Raw genomic sequence first — 14895 nt, forward strand, 5'->3', positions numbered from 1 at the left:
TACTCTCCCTTGCATCGACGTACGTCGTTGGCTGAACTACTCCCGTCATCACCTATCCACGGGGGAGTTAGCGCTGATGCGACGATGGTTCCTGCCTGCGACAGTTCTGATATCGATGCTCGTAGGCCTGATTCCGGGTTCTCCGGCCCACGCCGGGCCGAGCCCGGACCAGACGACTCGCAAGCTCATTCCGTACGTCATCTCCGACCCGGATCTCATCGAGCACCCCGAGCGGGTGAGCGAAGAGTTCCGCAAGAACCTGAACCTTGACAACCTCGGCATCAAGCCGGCGACCGCCGACGGGCCCTCCAAGTCGACCAGACCGCAACCGCGAGCCGCGGCGGCCGGTCCCGAGAGCTACGTGGTCGACTCCGGGCGTTTCCCGCGCGGATCGCTGCCGGACGACGTGTACGACTACGCGACGCCCGAGCAGTGTGAGCAGCACAGCGACGAGGCCAAGCGCGAGCAGGGCTGGATCAAGAACCGTTACTCCTACTGCCAGAGCCACATGGTGTACATCGGGGCGATCGAATGCGGGCTGTTCCCGCCGTCGTGCAAGACAACCGGTGAATACCTCTCGCAGAACATGCTGCGCGGCGAGGGCAAACAGGGCGGCCACAACAACGACCCCAGCAAACTGCGGTGGGCAAGCTTCACCCTCGACGTCGACGTCCTGTGGGCCCGGGGGGTGTTCTCGGCGCCGACCGCGAAGATGAAGGCCACCATCGAGTGTGACGGCGGCTATCGTGATCCCGTCTTCGAGGTCGACGACGACGACGCGTGCTTCCCCGGGCCGGACGACGACACCGAGAAGACGATCCCGGGGTGGCGGGCCGACAATTACGCGTTCTTCGAGCTGATGTCCGATGCCCGTGAGCCGGCCGCGGCGAACGGCGAGCAGATCGCGACGGGCGTGTTCCACATCGAGTACGACTTCGACCTGCCGGGCTGGTACTTCCAGTTTGTCGACACCGAAAGCGAACAAGGCGGTATGCGCTTCGACAGCGCGTGGTATCTGAGCAGCGCCCGTGCCCGGCAGCTCGGATCGGTCTTCGACCGCGCCGTCCCGGGCATCTTCCTCAGCACGACCGACCCGGCCGTCAAGGGTGCCGCCGTGCACATCGAGGAGGCCCGCGCGAACCCGCCGGCCAGTTGGCCGCCCAACCCGAACAAGGTCCTCCGTGGAGGGACCGCAAGCGACCCGCTGCACCGGATCCCGCGCGCCAAGAGCGCCGAGCACCGGTTCCGCGCGGACCGCAACCGGACTGTCTCCACCAACACCTGCGCGCGCACCTCGATGCCGCCACCGCCGGACGACCCGACCGTCCCCAACTGGGACTGCGACGAGTACCCGATCGCGGCCACGTACGAGGGCTCGGCCGGCCCGGAGTTCCACGACGAGGACCTCGAGCGCGGCCGGCCGGTGCAGCTGCCGGACAACTACTCGGTCCGGTTCGTCGCCCGCGCCGAGAACCAGGAGGCCGGTGGCCGCATCGGCATCTGGATGGAGAACGACCGGCTCCTGGACTACGACAACCTGTTCATCCCGGTCGGCGACGGCAACGTCAGCAGCCCTCCGCCCGACGACCCCGACGTCGACGACGTGCCGGTGGTCAGCGCCGGTCCCGACCGCCGCGGCAACGAGGGCGGCCCGGTCGGGTTGAACGGCTCCGCCCGCGACGACGGGGGTGCCCCGAGCGCCCGGTGGTCGTACACCGCCGGCTCCGACGTGGACGCGGGCGCCACCTGCGCCTTCGAGGACGCGGGCACCCCGGTCACGACGATCAGCTGCACCGACGACGGCACCTTCACCGTCATGCTCACCGCCGACGACGGCGTGAACGGGGCGGTCAGCGACAGCGCGACGGTAATCCTGAGCAACGTCGCTCCGTCGCTCCGGGAAACCCCCGCGCCGAGCCCGCTGCGAGCGGCCGCCGCGGCCACCGCGGTCGTCGCGCCCACCCAGTGGCCGGTCCACCGGGCCCGTACGGCGGTCGAACTGAAGATCCCGTTCAACGATCCCGGCACCAACGACACCCACACCTGCACCGTCGTATGGGACGACGGCCGTACGGAATCCCTGACCGCCACGAACAACGTCTGCCAGGGCACACACACCTTCACCGACGCCGGCATGTACAGCATCGACGTCACCGTCCGCGATGACGACGCCGCCACCGACAAATCCGGCAGCATGATCGTCGTCTACGACCCCGACGCCGGCACAGCCAACATCGACGGCTCCAGCGCCACCCCGGCCGGCGCTCTGGTCAGCGTGCCGGACGCGGCCGGCCAGACGTGGCTGCACAACACCGCGCAATACCAGACCAGCAGCGCCACCACCCCGGTCGGCCAGGGCAAGGCGTGGACGGATGGGACGAGCTTCCGGCTCGAACCCAGCTCGCTGGAGTGGCTCGTGCTCACCAAGGACGGCAAGGTCGCCTCCCGCGGTACGGGCACCCTCAACGGCCGGTCCGGCTACACCTGGGTGATCTACGGCTGGGACGCCTGCTCGCCGGGCCGCACCGACTGCGTCGGCATCCCCACCGACCGGGCCCGCCTGGTCGTGTTCGAGACCGCCACCGGGACTGTCGTCTACGACCACAGCCCCGGCAGCACCGAGTTCGACGTCGACCGGATCGCCCCGCGCGACCTGACCTCCGGCGCCGTCCAGCTGCACCGCACCGGAACTCGCTGAACCGCTGTCCGGCGCCGGCCGACCACGGCCGGCGCCGGGCCGGGCTACGGCGGCTTTCCTCGTCGCTGCGGCCCTCGACCTGGTCAGGGTGTGGCCGCCGCGACCAGTTCCTGATAGGCGGCGACCCCGTCGGGGTCGGCGTAACCGCCCGCGGGCACGGTGGTGGCGCCCAGATACCAGTTGTCGAGCTGCCAGTAGCTGATGATGCGGAATCCATGGGTGGTCAGCCAGGCGCGTGAGGCCCGGATGGCCGGCCCCCGCGACGCCCGGGTGCCCTGGTCGTCGTCGATGCCCCACTCGGGCAGCGTCAGCGGCCGGCCCAGCCCGGTGAAGGCGTTGTACCAGCGGATCATCCGCGGGTCGGCGCCCACGCTGACCGGGTCGTCCGGTTCGCTGCCGCGCGTGCTGGCCTGCCAGTAGAGATCGAGCCCGTACGCGTCGGCGGACGTCGCCGGGACGATCCAGTCCCGGATCTCGTTGTCGCCGCCGGTGCCGTTGGCGGTGACCCGGGACGAGCCCGTACGCCACTGGTAAGACATGTAGATGGGCACGACGTTGACGGCCGGGTTGACCGCCTTGGCCACCGAATAAACCCGCTGGAACGCGGCGACGAACTGCACGCCGGTCATGTCGTTCTCGGGCTCGTGGTTGTAGGTCAGATAGCTGTCGGCCGGCATCACCGCGGCAATGTTCTGAATCTCGCTGTCGCAGGTGCCGACGGCCACGGCGCCCGGCGAGCAGGACGTCTTGAACGAATACCAGAGCGTTCCCCCGTACGAGCTGTGGCAGCTGAGCGCATCGGCCGGCGGCAACTGACCGGCGCTGGCAAAGACCCGGCGGATCCCGAGATTGCCCAGGTGAGTCCGTTCGTCGAGGAACCCGGCGCAGGTGTTGCCGCTCCCGACGGTGTCGGCGGCCGACGTCGTCGCCCCCACCGCCGGCGTGGGCAGCGCGGCCCGGGCCGGGGCCGGCACGCCCGCGGCGATCAGGAGGGCCGAGACCGCGACCGCGAAGGATCTGAATTGAGCATCCGACATGACCGTACGGTAAGGGTATCCATCGATAGATCGCCATTTAACGATCTGAATGTGGCATGCGGCGCGCCCGGCCGCGCAGGTTGAGCGCGGCGCGCAGCCGCGGCCGCAGGCCCTGATCGGCCAGGCCGCGCCGGGCCGCGCGGACGGCCGACCAGGCCTCCTGCTCGTCCACCGGCGCCATGCCGCCGGACCAGGCCGCCCGGTCCACGACCGGGCCCAGCCGGAGCAGTCCGGCCGCGACCGGGGCGGGTGACCGGCCGGCCAGATCCCGCAGGGTCATCGCGGAGGAGACCGGCATCCCGTACGCCCGCAGCCGGGGCGCCAGCGCATGTCCTCGTCGTTGACCCGGATGCGGAGAGCCTCGAGGTGCTGGTCGACCACCGCCGCTGGGGCGGGCAGGGCCGTACCGAAAAGGACGGCAACTGTCACGGCGAGGACTGTCAATCTCGCATTCATCGCACTCTCCACACCCAGACGACGAGATGGCGGCGACAGCTAAACATCGATGAGATTGCGAATAGAGGGATTGGCCGGAAGCGGCCATCGGGGCCATTTCCGCAATGGACGGGAAATGTATTGGCGCCGCTATAACCGAACTCGCCGACTCCGGGAGGAAAGATGAGATCGTCGAGAACGAGACGGGTGGCGGCCGCGGTCGTCGCCCTGATTACCGCGGCCGTCGCCGCTGTCCCGCCGACTGCGGCGGCGGCCCGCGCCGCGGGGCTCGAGTCCTCGCTGGAGGACCGGGTCCGTGCGGCCGCGGTGGTCGGGGTGGTGGCCCCGGACGACTGGCTGGTACTGGGCGAACGTGACTTCGTCTTCGAGATCTGGGAGCACGCGCAGGACCTGCCCGAGGCCGAACGGCAGGCCCTGATCGAGCGGGAGGCGCGCAAACTGGCCGCGGCCATCCTGGGTGTGGTGGCCACCGAGGCCATGCAGGTGCTCAGCGACGAGAACTTCGTACGCTGCGTCTGGAACAGGGCGGGACCGCCGCGTTCACCCGGATCGCCGGGCGCTTCACCGTCCCGGCCGGCGCCGCCCGGGCCAACGTGCTGCTGCGCGCCACCGACTTGGCCGCCGGCAGCCGATTCGCCACGACCGCGTGTGGCTACCGGCCCAATCCGTCGCCGGACGTGCGGGTGACCGGCGTGCCCGGCAACGCGACCGGCACGCTGACCTGGACCACCACCCGCACCGACATCGTCGGCTGGAACATCGGCCGCGACGGGACGGACACCCGCAACAACGGCCCGTGGGCCAACGACGTGGCCGCCGGCGTCCGCAGCCAGCAGTTCAACCTGCTGCGCAACGACACCACGTACTCCTTCATCCTGATCCCGCGGACGGCCGCGGGCCCGCTCACCCCGGTGAGCGTGAGCGTCACGCCGAGCCTCAACCCGCCGCCCGTCGACGGGGCCGGCGGCACGGGCGACGGAGTGGAAGCGGCTGTGCGTCATGGCTGGGGTACACCACTGGCTCAGTACAGCGACGAGTTCGCGTACGCCGGAAGGCCGGATCCGGCCAAGTGGAGTGACGCCGACGAATGCTGGAAGAACCCGCACGCGTCCGGCGGCCAGCGCTGTGCCAGCGCCACCACGGTCGACGGGGCCAAGCTGGTGATGACCGGCTCGGCCAACGGCACCACCGGCTGGTTGCAGAACGACTGGAAGACCAAGTACGGCCGGTGGGAGGCCCGGGTGCGGTCGCGCAACACCGGGTCGAGCAACGGCCGCACCTATCACCCGCTGCTGATCGTGTGGCCCGACGGTGACAAATGGCCGGACGAGGGCGAGTACGACTTCCTGGAGAACCAGGAGCCCGGCGCCGCCTGTGCCGAGGCGTTCCTGCACTACCCACACCCGAAGGACGGCGACAAGATCTATCAGGAGCACGCCCGGCACTGCGGAACCGCGCTGAGCGACTGGCACAACTTCGCTGTCGAATGGACCCCCGAGCACGTACGCGGATTCGTCGACGGCGTCGAATGGTTCCGCTATTTCGACGGCGCCACGGCCAAGCACCGGGCGATGCAGACGATGGCGTCCGGTCACCTCACCATCCAGCTGGACAACTTCGACGGCACCAAGATGACCCCGGCAACGTACGAGGCCGACTGGGTGCGGGTCTACCCGGTCTGAGCTCTCGCCGGACCGCCGAGCCACTCGGCCGGTGGCCGCGAGCGCCGGGCCCGGACCTGGTGACAGGTCCGGGCCCGGTTCGGGGAACAGCCCCGCAAAGGATCACCGAAATGCCTATTGCCAACCGTCGGGCGCGGGGCGCAACATTCACGCAGATCCATGCGAAGAGCCGAAACCACGGGGGTAATCGTGCATTTCCGCATGCGTGTCGTCGCGTCCGCGGCGACCCTGCTGAGCCTGTTCACTGTCGCGGCGGCGGCACCGTCGTTCGCCGCGCCCACCCCAGCTCCGCCGGTGGCGGAATCCGCCCCGGTGCCTGTGCCGGAGGCGCCGCCGACCAAGGTGACCGAGCCCAAGTCGCTGCCGGTCGACGAGGTGAAGTCCAAGAACGACTGCGCCGCGGTGCGGGCCGATCCGGCGAAGTTCCGGCGGCCCGGGCACAACCAGGCCGCCTGTGTCACCGGGGCGGTCAAGACCGCGGCGGCCGGCATCGCGCCGGTGTCCTGCGCCGGCCGCACCGCGAATTCGTACTCGGTGAGCGGCCGGACCAACTACTGCCTGAACGCCCACCGCCGGACCTTCCAGACCGTCGGCACGACCGGTCAGGTGACCGGCACCGCCACCGTCGAGATCAGCACCGAAGCCACGCTCGTCGTCAACCGGTTGACCTTCACCGAGGCGTGGTACGTCACCCTCGTCGCGGGCACCGGCCGGCTCGCCACGATGTCGGTGGCGCTGAATGTCGCCTGCGGTGAGGGCTGCACGACCCGGTATTCGCCGCTCGGTTCGCAGGCGCTGACCGTCGGCGCCACGGTGTCCGGGACCATCACCTACACCACACTGCCGGCCGGCCGCAGCCAGTACCTTCCGCAGTATTCGCTGATCGCCACCAACCCGGGCAACGACGCGCTGCCGGCGGGCCAGTGGAGCCTCCCGGCCTCCATGGCGGTGCGCTGCGACCGGGTGATCTCCCCGGCCGGGTGCATCGAACCGTGGTGGATCCCGTGGTTCTACGTTTCCTTCGCGCAGTCGCCGGCCAGCTATTACACGGTGCTGTGGGCGGAGACCCGCACGCCGGACAAGTGGGGCGCCTCGGGCTATGTGGTGCGCCGGCTGTCGGACACCGCGCTGGCCGCGACCAACCACACCTTCATGTGTGACGACGGCACCTTCGTCCCGTCGCCGGACACCGAGGTCGACACCTGCTTCGACTACCCGAACCCGGCCCACTACGAGCACGGACGCCTGCTCGGCATCTCCAGCCCGAGCCAGGACTGTGCCGAGGTGCGCTTCTACATCAGCCCGACTACCGGCAAGTGGGTCAGCAGCACCCGCGGAGACATCGACGGCACCGAACGGTGTGTCCGCTCGCACGTCCCGGAGGCCGATGTGCAGGCCTATTACCGGCAGCTGGATACCTTCATCGTGGCCAACCGGATTCTCGACAACGACGGCTACCTGATCGGCCAAGCCGTCTGAGCCGCGGCTCCCTTCCTGCGCGGTCGGGTGTTCTCAGCCGGGATCGGTGGCGCGATGGCGCAGGTAGGCGAGCACGGCGAGTACTCGCCGGTGGGAGTCGGGATCGTCGGTGAGGCCGAGTTGCAGGAACGCCTTGGTGATGTGCGATTCGACGGTCCGTTCGGTGATGTGGAGTCGCGCGGCGATGGCGTGGTTGGACAACCCTTCGGCGACCAGGCTCAAGACTTCGGTGGCGCGCTCGCTGAGAGCGTCGAGAGGATCGGCGCTCCGGCGGCGCCGCAGGAGGCGGGAGACGATCGTGGGGTCGACGACCGTTTCTCCTTCGGTGATACGCCGGAGCGCGTCGACGAGCACGGCGACGTCGAAGACGCGGTCCTTCAGGAGGTATCCGACGCCCTCGGGCCGCTCCTGGATCAATCGCATGGCGTAGCTGGGCTCGACGTACTGAGAGAGGACGAGTACGCCGACTCGCGGGTAGGCGGCTCGGATGTGTTGCGCCGCGACCAGCCCTTCGTCGGTGTGGGTGGGTGGCATGCGGATGTCGACCACGACGACGTCGGGACGCGACACGTCGACCATCGACACCAGTTCCCCGGCGTTGCCGGCCTGACCGACGACCTCGTGGCCTTGTCCGGTGAGCAGGTGGACGAGGCCCGCCCGGGTCAGCATGGAGTCGTCTGCGACAGCTATCCGCATGGGATCTCCGCGTGCAGGGTTCCGTCCTTGTAGAGCAGGGTGCCATCGGCGGCGCCGATCCGATCGAGTAGGTACTGCGAGGGCGCGCCCTGCGTGCCGTCCAGATGGAGGACCAGGGTGTCGCCCAGCGTGCCGGCCCGGACGGTCAGGCCGGCGGGCCGGTTGGCCGCCAGGATCTCGGTCACGACCAGGTAGGCCGCCTGCTCGGCCGCGGCCGGAAGCCGGCGGTCGGGCATGGCGTCGATCCGGATCACCGCGGTGGCTTGATCGGCGAGCGTCCAGAGTGCGGCTTCGAGGCCGGATTCCTCCAGGATGGCCGGGAAAATACCGTGGGCCAGCTCCCGCAGGTCGGCCAGGGATCGCTGCGCGGCCTCGATCAGCCCGTCAAGGGCCGCCGCTTGGTCGCCGCGGACGGAGGGGCCCGATCGGGCCAGCCGGAGTTCGTAGAGCACCGCCAGCAGCCGCTGCTGAGCCCCGTCGTGCAGGTCGCGTTCGATGCTCCGGCGGGCCGAGTCGGCCGCCCCGATGATGCGCCGCTGGGAGGCGCGCAGATCCTCGAGGTGGGCGTTCAACTCGGCGTTGAGCCGCTCGTTGTCGATGGCGAGCAGGGCAGCGGATCCGATCTGCCGGCGCAGCGCGCGATCGTCGATGAGATTCTGCTCGTGCGAGACGACCGCCAGCGGGGCGCCGTCGCGGACGATGGACGTCAACGCGCGGTCCGGGTCATCGCCTGGCTTTACCTGACGCCCCGACCGGTCGACGTACCGCTCGACGCGCGGCAACCAGTAGGCGACTCGCAACGACGGGTCGCCCAGCAAACGGGACAGCGTCGCCTGCAGCGATCCGGTGCCGTGCGGTCGGTCGAGCTCGTTGACCAGGGTGACGAAGGCGGCCCGGCGCCGGCGCCACCGCCACAGGACCCAGGTGAGGCCGGCGGCGAGCGCTGTCAGAGCACCCGCACGGGCCAGGAAGAGGCCCGCGAACAGGTCGCGTTCCGGGCCTTCGGCCGGATCGCCGAGGCGGGCTGCGGCGAAGACAGCCTCGGCGGTGGAGGCGAGGGCGACCGGCAGGATGATCGGCCATACGGTGGCCCGGGCGAGCGCCGTCGCGGCAGCGAGCTGCCAGGTGACCGCGATCAGCGTGCAGAAACCGATCACCACGACGAGGGCCAGCCCGGCCTGCTCGATCAACGAGGCCGCGCCCGAGTTCCCGGCGAGCAGGAACGTGTTGTCGGTACAGTCGCTCCAGCACCGCCGATCACGAAACGGGTCCCACGTGATCGCGTAGCCGACACTGACCAGCGTGGTCAGCGCGTAAGCGGCCGCCACCGCGACGCGGCGGGGGACACCGATCACCCGGCCGGTGGGAGCAGCCGCCGCGATGTGCGCGAGGATCGGGACCAGAAACGGCCCCGCGACAATGCCGACGCTTCGAGCGAGCGGCGGCCCGCCTTCCCAGCCGACAAGCGCGGGAGCAAACCAGGCCGCCGAGCCTAGGAAGCAGAGCCCGGACAGCGAGCCGGTCGCCGGATCGCGGAAAGCCAGCCACCCGGCGGCGTCCAGCCCCAGCCCGGCGACGACAAAGGCGACGGCTGCCACGGCGGATGCGGCGGCGTACGTCGTCACCACGTCACCGTGGTGTGCCAGGGCCACCAACGTCAGCGCACTCCAACAGCCACCTGACACAGCCAGGAGTAGCGTCGGTGACGCCCGTCGCCGCATGGGCCGATTCTCGTCCTTTTCCGGGTCCGGGGCGACTGTGGCCAGCCACGATATTTCGCCGGGCACGACTGAGGTCAGCCACGATGTGCGGACGCCGCCACCTCCCTAACGTCGGTCTCATCGGCGACGAAAGGACAGGACGATGAGGCAACGGGATCGGAAGATGGCAGCGATCGCGGCTGTGGTGGTGGTGCTGGCCGCATCCGGGTGCACGGACGACGCCGGCAACAAGGCCGGCGGGAACTCGCCACCTGTGACGTTACGGATCGGAACCAACGATGAGCCCGGCCGGGCCTCGGCCCGCGCGATCGAGGAGTTCGCCCGTCAGGTGGGCACGAAGTCACACGGACGTATGCGGGTCGAGCCGGTCTGGCAAGCGGCCGGAACAGATGTCGGCACCGGCTGGGATCAGGCAGTCGCCCACCTGGTTATGAAGGGCGACCTGGACATGGGCATGATCCCCACCCGGACGTGGGACACCGAGGAAGTGCTCTCGTTGCGCGCTCTCCAGGCGCCGTTCCTGGTGGACTCCGACGGCCTGGTGAAGCAGGTGGTGACCGCGGATCTGGCCGGTGAAATGCTCGCCGGACTGGACAAGATCGGCGTCACCGGCCTTGCTCTGGTCCCCGAGAGCACCCGCCACTTCTTCGGCTACGGCAAGTCTCTGCTGTCGCCGGCCGACTTCCGCGGGTCGACCATCCGGGTTCCGAAATCCGACACGAGCTACGCGCTGTTCCGTGCCCTCGGCTCGACCCCGACCGACCTCGACCGGGCCGAGCCCCCGCTCGCCGGCGCCGAATCCTCCTTCGAACTGGTGCCGGGCGAGGCGAGGAACGTGACCGGCAACGTCACGCCGTACTCGAAAATCAACTCGGTCGTCGTCAACAGCAAGAAATTCGCGACCCTCGACGAGGCACAGCGTGGCCTGCTGCGCGACGCCGCGATGGCGACCCGCGACTGGGGAGTGCAATCCATGACCGCCACCGCCGATGCGGCCAAGCAGTTCTGCCGGGACGGGCATACGGTCGTCCTGGCCACGCCGGCCGGCCTGGCCGCGTTCCGGCGCGAAACCCAACCGGTCTACGCCGAACTGGAGAAGGACGCGCAGACCGCGGCGTTCATCACCGCGATCCGCAACCTGGCGTCCCGTACGGATCCGGGACCGTCGGTCGCCGCATGCGGGCCCGCGGCCGCCGCCACCCCGTCCACCCAGCCGGCCGCGGCCGCCTTCCCCGACGGCACGTACCGCAAGACGGCTTCCGAACAGGCGATGCTCGCCGCCGGGGTGAACGGCCGTGACGCCAAGGACCACGCCGGGCTGTGGACGATGACCTTCGACAAGGGAGCCTTCGCCGTGCAGCAACGGGGCTATCCGGTCGGCCACGGCGTCTACTGCATCGCGGGCGGCACCGTCACGGTGGCGGAGGGACGATCCCGATGCGGTGGATCGGACGGACGCGAGATCTTCGTGGCCACCTGGCGGGCGGACAAGGACCTGTTGTGGTTCGCCGCGACCGGAGGCGTCAACGACACTCCGCCGGGCGCGCTGACGAAGACGCTCTTCGGCGGCGACCCGTGGACGAAGATCGGCTGACCGTTGCTTGCTTTCTCAACGCCGGCCGCCGAGCGGAAACTCGGCGGCCAGTGTCGTGCCGGCTCCCGGCTCGGAGTCGACCCGCAACGCACCTCCGACGGACTCCACCCGGTCCATCAGGCCCTGGATGCCGCTTCCACCGGCGACGGCCGCGCCGCCTGCCCCGTCGTCGGCCACCGTGACGACCAGGGCGCCGAACCGCACCGTTACCTCGATCCGCGCCGCCGACGCCGCGCCGTGCTTGGCCACGTTGGTCAGCGCCTCGGCGCACAGGTAGTAGACGGCCATCTCGATCTCCGGGTCGAAACGCTGATCCGTCACCGACAGCTCGACCGGAACGGGACAGCGACTCGACAAGGCCGCCAGCGCCGACGACAGTCCGCCGGCGAGTTCCCGCGGGTACAACCCGCGGGCCGCGTCGTGCAGATCGGCCAACGTCCGCTCGAGCTGGTCCGCCGCCCGCGCCAGGTGGGCATCGTCGTGCCGCGGCATCCGGCGGAGCTCAGCCGACATGCCGGCCAGCCGGGCCTCGGCCGTGCCGGCCAGCCGCTGCTCCAGACGTCGCCGTTCCTCGTCGACGGCAAGCTGCAGCCGGCGGCGCGACGCCGACACGTCGGCGACACGGGCGCGGATGCCCGCCTGCAGCTCGGCGTGCGCCGACGTCAGCCGGTCGGCCGCGGCCACCGCCTCCGCGATGGTCGAGTCCGCCCAGCGGGCGTCATGGAGCAACGCCGCGAACGGACGACCTTCCCGATCAACTTTCGTCAACGTCTGTCGGCCGGTGGCCGTCAAGGTCAGCACCCCGCCCGCATCAACGTACGCGCCGCGTGACGCCTGCCAGTATCCGAGACGCACAGCCGGGTCGCCGAGCAGGTCGGCCAGCGCGTCGCGGAGCGGTTCGGCCCGGACGCGCCCGAGCTCGACGACCAGGTCGGTGACGGCGGTGACGCCGGCGGGACGGAGACCGGCCCACAGGACGCCGACCCCGACGATCAGCGCCGCCTCGTACGCCAGCAGCGACGGCAGCACCGCTTCGGCCGGCCACACCCGACTGGCGACCGCGGCCGACAGCACCACCACGGCGAGGCCCGTGCCGACCTGACCGGCGATCGGCCGGACGCGCTGCCCGCGCATGCCCACCACCGAAACGCCGAGCGCGATGCCGCCGGCGATCAAACTGGTTGCCGGATCACGCCAGATCGGAGTCAGCACCGCGGCGGCGTAGCCGAGACACACGACCAGCCGGCCGCCGCGGGAGGCGGCACGCCAGCCCGGGTACGCGACGAGGAGGTGAACCAGCACCCCGCGATGCCAATAGGTGGCCGCCGGCCAGAGCGTCCCGGCGAACCACGCCACGCCCGTCGCGGTAAGCAGTAGTCCCGTGCCGGGCACCCGGGCTACCAGCGCCGCCCCGGCGACGAACAGGACGATACCCACCGCCAGATCGGGAAGCCACAGCACCGGCTGATCGAGCCCGAACGCCCAGGCGTCGGCGACCGTGCCACCGGCGATACCGATGGCGGCGGTCAAGAACCCGGCTCGACGCATCACGATTCAGCCGATCAGCCGCCGCAACGATGCTCCGCTCACGTCGGCCTTGGCCAGGAATCCCCGTACCGGGGCATCCATCAGCCGGGCGCCGTACGCGACCCGATCTCGGCTGGACACCAGGACGACCAGCGGCGGATCCGGCATCCGCGCCACCGACTCGGCCACCGCGAACCCGTCCATGTCCGGCAGCCGGATGTCCAGCAACACCACGTCCGGGCTCAGCCGGCCGACAGCGCGGATCGCCTCGGCCCCGGTGCCGGCCACACCCAGCACGACGAACCCGTCCGCCTCCAGCAGCGCCCGCACCGAGATCCGATACTCGGCATGGTCGTCAACCACCAGAACGGAGCGGGCCACAGCGCCATCATCCGCGCATCTGGCAGTCCTGCACATCGTGGCGAGCCACAGTCCTCACCCCGCCGACTCGGTGCGGATGAGGCGCCGGCGCTTGAGGGATGGGTTCGGGGACAATTGGGGCATGGATCGAAGTGCGCCGCGGCTGACGGCGGTTCAGAGTGATCGGGCGGCCGGGGTGCTGGTCGGGGCGGCCTGCGGGGATGCGCTCGGCGTCCCGTACGAGTTGGCCGCTCCGCCGCCGTCCGGGCAGGCGCCGGTGATGTCCGGCGGTGGGCTCGGTGACTACGCGCCGGGGGAGTACAGCGACGACACCCAGATGGCAGTCTGCATCGCCGAGGTGGCGGCGACCGGTGCCGACCTGCGATCAGGCGGGGCGCTGGACCGGATCGCCGCCAATTTTCTGCGGTGGCGGGCTCAGGGGGCGACCGACATCGGCATCCAGACTCGGCGCGTGCTGGGTGCGGTCGAGGGGCACAGCGAGCGCGGTCTGGCGGCCTCGATGGCGCAGGCCGCCCGGGTGCTGCACGAGGAGACCGGCAAGAGCGCCGGGAACGGGTCCCTCATGCGTACGGGAGTGGTCGCTCTTGCTCATCTCAGTGATCCGGTCGCGATGGCCGGGGCGGCGCGGGCCGTCAGCGAACTGACCCACTCCGACCCGCTGGCCGGCGACGGGTGCGTGCTGTGGTGTGCGGCGATCCGGCGGGCGGTGCTCGACGGCACGTTCGACGGTCTGCGCGAAGGTCTGGAGCTGATCCCGGTGGAGCGCCGCGAGCAGTGGGCCGGCTGGATCGACCAGGCCGAACTGCACCCGCCGGATCACTTCCCGGACAACGGTTTCGTGGTGACGGCGTTGCAGGCGGCGTGGTCGGCCATTTCCCGTACGCCGGTGCGGGCCGACGATCCCCGGGCCGGTGTGTTCGCGTGCGACCACCTGCGGGACGCCCTCTACGCGGCGGTCGGCGCCGGGCACGACACGGACACCGTGGCGGCCATCGCGGGGGCGCTGCTGGGCGCGCGCTGGGGCACCTCCGGCGTACCGCTCGATTGGCAGCGGGCCGTGCACGGATGGGAGCGTAAGCGGGCCGCCGACCTGATCGCGATGTGCCTGCTGACCGCCGGCGGCGGGACGGCGGACCGGCTGGGCTGGCCCGGTGTTGAACGCATGGAGGCGCCGATCCCGCAGGCCCTGCTGGTCGCCCATCCCGACGACGACGGGGTCGTCCTCGGCAACCTGGTCACCGACGCGGTGCAGGCGGGAGTGACCGCGGTGGTGTCGCTGTGCCGGGTCGGCCGGGCGCAGTTCCCGGGTGTGCCCGCCGCCGACCAGGTGCAGGTGTGGCTGGTCGACCAGCCGGGGGCCAACGCGAACACCGCGTTCGCCCTCGATCAGGCGGCCCGCATGGTGGCCACGCTGCGCGGGGAGGGGCACCGCGTGCTGCTGCACTGCGCGGCCGGTCAGAGCCGCACCCCGGCCGCGGGCGCCCGTTACGCGATGCTGCGCGCGGGCAAGGACGGCCAAGCCGCGCTGGCCGGGATGCAGGCGCTGATCGGCGACCACGGTTTCTACGTCAACAGCGAGCTCCGCCGGATCGTCACCGCTTTCGGCTGACCGCGGGACAGCGCC

General features: G+C 70.5%; 13 protein-coding genes. 6 read left to right on the top strand and 7 right to left on the bottom strand.

Annotation, left to right across the window (positions count from 1 at the left end):
- The first annotated feature begins 115 nt into the window (after nucleotides 1-115).
- Nucleotides 116-2698, top strand: coding sequence for a PKD domain-containing protein (locus ACZ3I4_RS25940; RefSeq protein WP_465384608.1), 2583 nt, complete (start codon nucleotides 116-118; stop codon nucleotides 2696-2698).
- 83 nt (nucleotides 2699-2781) lie between these two features.
- Here the strand turns inward: ACZ3I4_RS25940 and ACZ3I4_RS25945 are convergent, their stop codons facing one another.
- From ACZ3I4_RS25945 to ACZ3I4_RS25955, 3 genes are read right to left on the bottom strand one after another with little or no spacing between them, the layout of a single operon-like run.
- Nucleotides 2782-3735 carry a hypothetical protein gene (locus tag ACZ3I4_RS25945; protein WP_465384609.1) on the bottom strand — a complete coding sequence of 318 codons (954 nt, stop codon included), beginning with the start codon at nucleotides 3733-3735 and terminating at the stop codon, nucleotides 2782-2784.
- Nucleotides 3736-3772: 37 nt separating this feature from the next.
- Complete coding sequence (locus ACZ3I4_RS25950) at nucleotides 3773-4033, bottom strand: hypothetical protein (RefSeq protein WP_465384610.1); 261 nt, start codon at nucleotides 4031-4033, stop codon at nucleotides 3773-3775.
- Complete coding sequence (locus ACZ3I4_RS25955) at nucleotides 4012-4164, bottom strand: hypothetical protein (RefSeq protein WP_465384611.1); 153 nt, start codon at nucleotides 4162-4164, stop codon at nucleotides 4012-4014. The genes ACZ3I4_RS25950 and ACZ3I4_RS25955 overlap by 22 nt, the downstream gene beginning before the upstream one ends.
- Nucleotides 4165-4353: 189 nt before the next feature.
- Between ACZ3I4_RS25955 and ACZ3I4_RS25960 the strand changes: the two genes are divergently transcribed.
- From ACZ3I4_RS25960 to ACZ3I4_RS25970, 3 genes are all read left to right on the top strand, one after another.
- Nucleotides 4354-4878, top strand: a complete 525-nt coding sequence (locus ACZ3I4_RS25960) for a hypothetical protein (protein ID WP_465384612.1) — start codon at nucleotides 4354-4356, stop codon at nucleotides 4876-4878.
- Nucleotides 4875-5873, top strand: coding sequence for a glycoside hydrolase family 16 protein (locus ACZ3I4_RS25965; protein ID WP_465384613.1), 999 nt, complete (start codon nucleotides 4875-4877; stop codon nucleotides 5871-5873). Before ACZ3I4_RS25960 ends, ACZ3I4_RS25965 begins: the two co-directional genes overlap by 4 nt.
- 201 nt (nucleotides 5874-6074) lie before the next feature.
- Nucleotides 6075-7352 carry a hypothetical protein gene (locus ACZ3I4_RS25970; RefSeq protein ID WP_465384614.1) on the top strand — a complete coding sequence of 426 codons (1278 nt, stop codon included), beginning with the start codon at nucleotides 6075-6077 and terminating at the stop codon, nucleotides 7350-7352.
- 33 nt (nucleotides 7353-7385) lie between these two features.
- Here the strand turns inward: ACZ3I4_RS25970 and ACZ3I4_RS25975 are convergent, their stop codons facing one another.
- Together ACZ3I4_RS25975 and ACZ3I4_RS25980 are read right to left on the bottom strand one after the other, a co-directional pair.
- Nucleotides 7386-8048, bottom strand: coding sequence for a response regulator transcription factor (locus ACZ3I4_RS25975; protein ID WP_465384615.1), 663 nt, complete (start codon nucleotides 8046-8048; stop codon nucleotides 7386-7388).
- Nucleotides 8039-9673, bottom strand: a complete 1635-nt coding sequence (locus ACZ3I4_RS25980) for a sensor histidine kinase (protein WP_465384616.1) — start codon at nucleotides 9671-9673, stop codon at nucleotides 8039-8041. Before ACZ3I4_RS25980 ends, ACZ3I4_RS25975 begins: the two co-directional genes overlap by 10 nt.
- A gap of 259 nt (nucleotides 9674-9932) precedes the next feature.
- On the opposite strand from ACZ3I4_RS25980, the gene ACZ3I4_RS25985 reads away from it, so the two are divergent.
- Nucleotides 9933-11363: a type 2 periplasmic-binding domain-containing protein gene (locus tag ACZ3I4_RS25985; protein ID WP_465384617.1), complete on the top strand. Its 1431-nt coding sequence runs from the start codon at nucleotides 9933-9935 to the stop codon at nucleotides 11361-11363.
- 15 nt (nucleotides 11364-11378) lie between these two features.
- Here the strand turns inward: ACZ3I4_RS25985 and ACZ3I4_RS25990 are convergent, their stop codons facing one another.
- Together ACZ3I4_RS25990 and ACZ3I4_RS25995 are read right to left on the bottom strand one after the other, a co-directional pair.
- Nucleotides 11379-12893 (bottom strand): sensor histidine kinase, encoded by a 1515-nt coding sequence (locus ACZ3I4_RS25990; RefSeq protein ID WP_465384618.1) that lies wholly within the window; start codon nucleotides 12891-12893, stop codon nucleotides 11379-11381.
- Between the two features lie 24 nt (nucleotides 12894-12917).
- Nucleotides 12918-13271, bottom strand: coding sequence for a response regulator (locus ACZ3I4_RS25995; protein ID WP_465384619.1), 354 nt, complete (start codon nucleotides 13269-13271; stop codon nucleotides 12918-12920).
- A gap of 121 nt (nucleotides 13272-13392) precedes the next feature.
- On the opposite strand from ACZ3I4_RS25995, the gene ACZ3I4_RS26000 reads away from it, so the two are divergent.
- Entirely contained in the window at nucleotides 13393-14880 is a 1488-nt protein-coding gene (locus tag ACZ3I4_RS26000; protein ID WP_465384620.1) for an ADP-ribosylglycohydrolase family protein, read from the top strand.
- Nucleotides 14881-14895 lie beyond the last annotated feature (15 nt).

This window comes from Actinoplanes sp. NPDC021490, assembly GCF_055562135.1.

What these genes read in the sequence shown, in the direction of transcription:
- ACZ3I4_RS25940 (WP_465384608.1), top strand. Translation starts at nt 116, where the DNA reads ATGCTCGTAGGCCTGATTCCGGGTTCTCCGGCCCACGCCGGGCCGAGC.
- ACZ3I4_RS25945 (WP_465384609.1), bottom strand. Translation starts at nt 3,735, where the DNA reads ATGTCGGATGCTCAATTCAGATCCTTCGCGGTCGCGGTCTCGGCCCTC.
- ACZ3I4_RS25950 (WP_465384610.1), bottom strand. Translation starts at nt 4,033, where the DNA reads ATGCCGGTCTCCTCCGCGATGACCCTGCGGGATCTGGCCGGCCGGTCA.
- ACZ3I4_RS25960 (WP_465384612.1), top strand. Translation starts at nt 4,354, where the DNA reads ATGAGATCGTCGAGAACGAGACGGGTGGCGGCCGCGGTCGTCGCCCTG.
- ACZ3I4_RS25970 (WP_465384614.1), top strand. Translation starts at nt 6,075, where the DNA reads ATGCGTGTCGTCGCGTCCGCGGCGACCCTGCTGAGCCTGTTCACTGTC.
- ACZ3I4_RS25975 (WP_465384615.1), bottom strand. Translation starts at nt 8,048, where the DNA reads ATGCGGATAGCTGTCGCAGACGACTCCATGCTGACCCGGGCGGGCCTC.
- ACZ3I4_RS25985 (WP_465384617.1), top strand. Translation starts at nt 9,933, where the DNA reads ATGGCAGCGATCGCGGCTGTGGTGGTGGTGCTGGCCGCATCCGGGTGC.
- ACZ3I4_RS26000 (WP_465384620.1), top strand. Translation starts at nt 13,393, where the DNA reads ATGGATCGAAGTGCGCCGCGGCTGACGGCGGTTCAGAGTGATCGGGCG.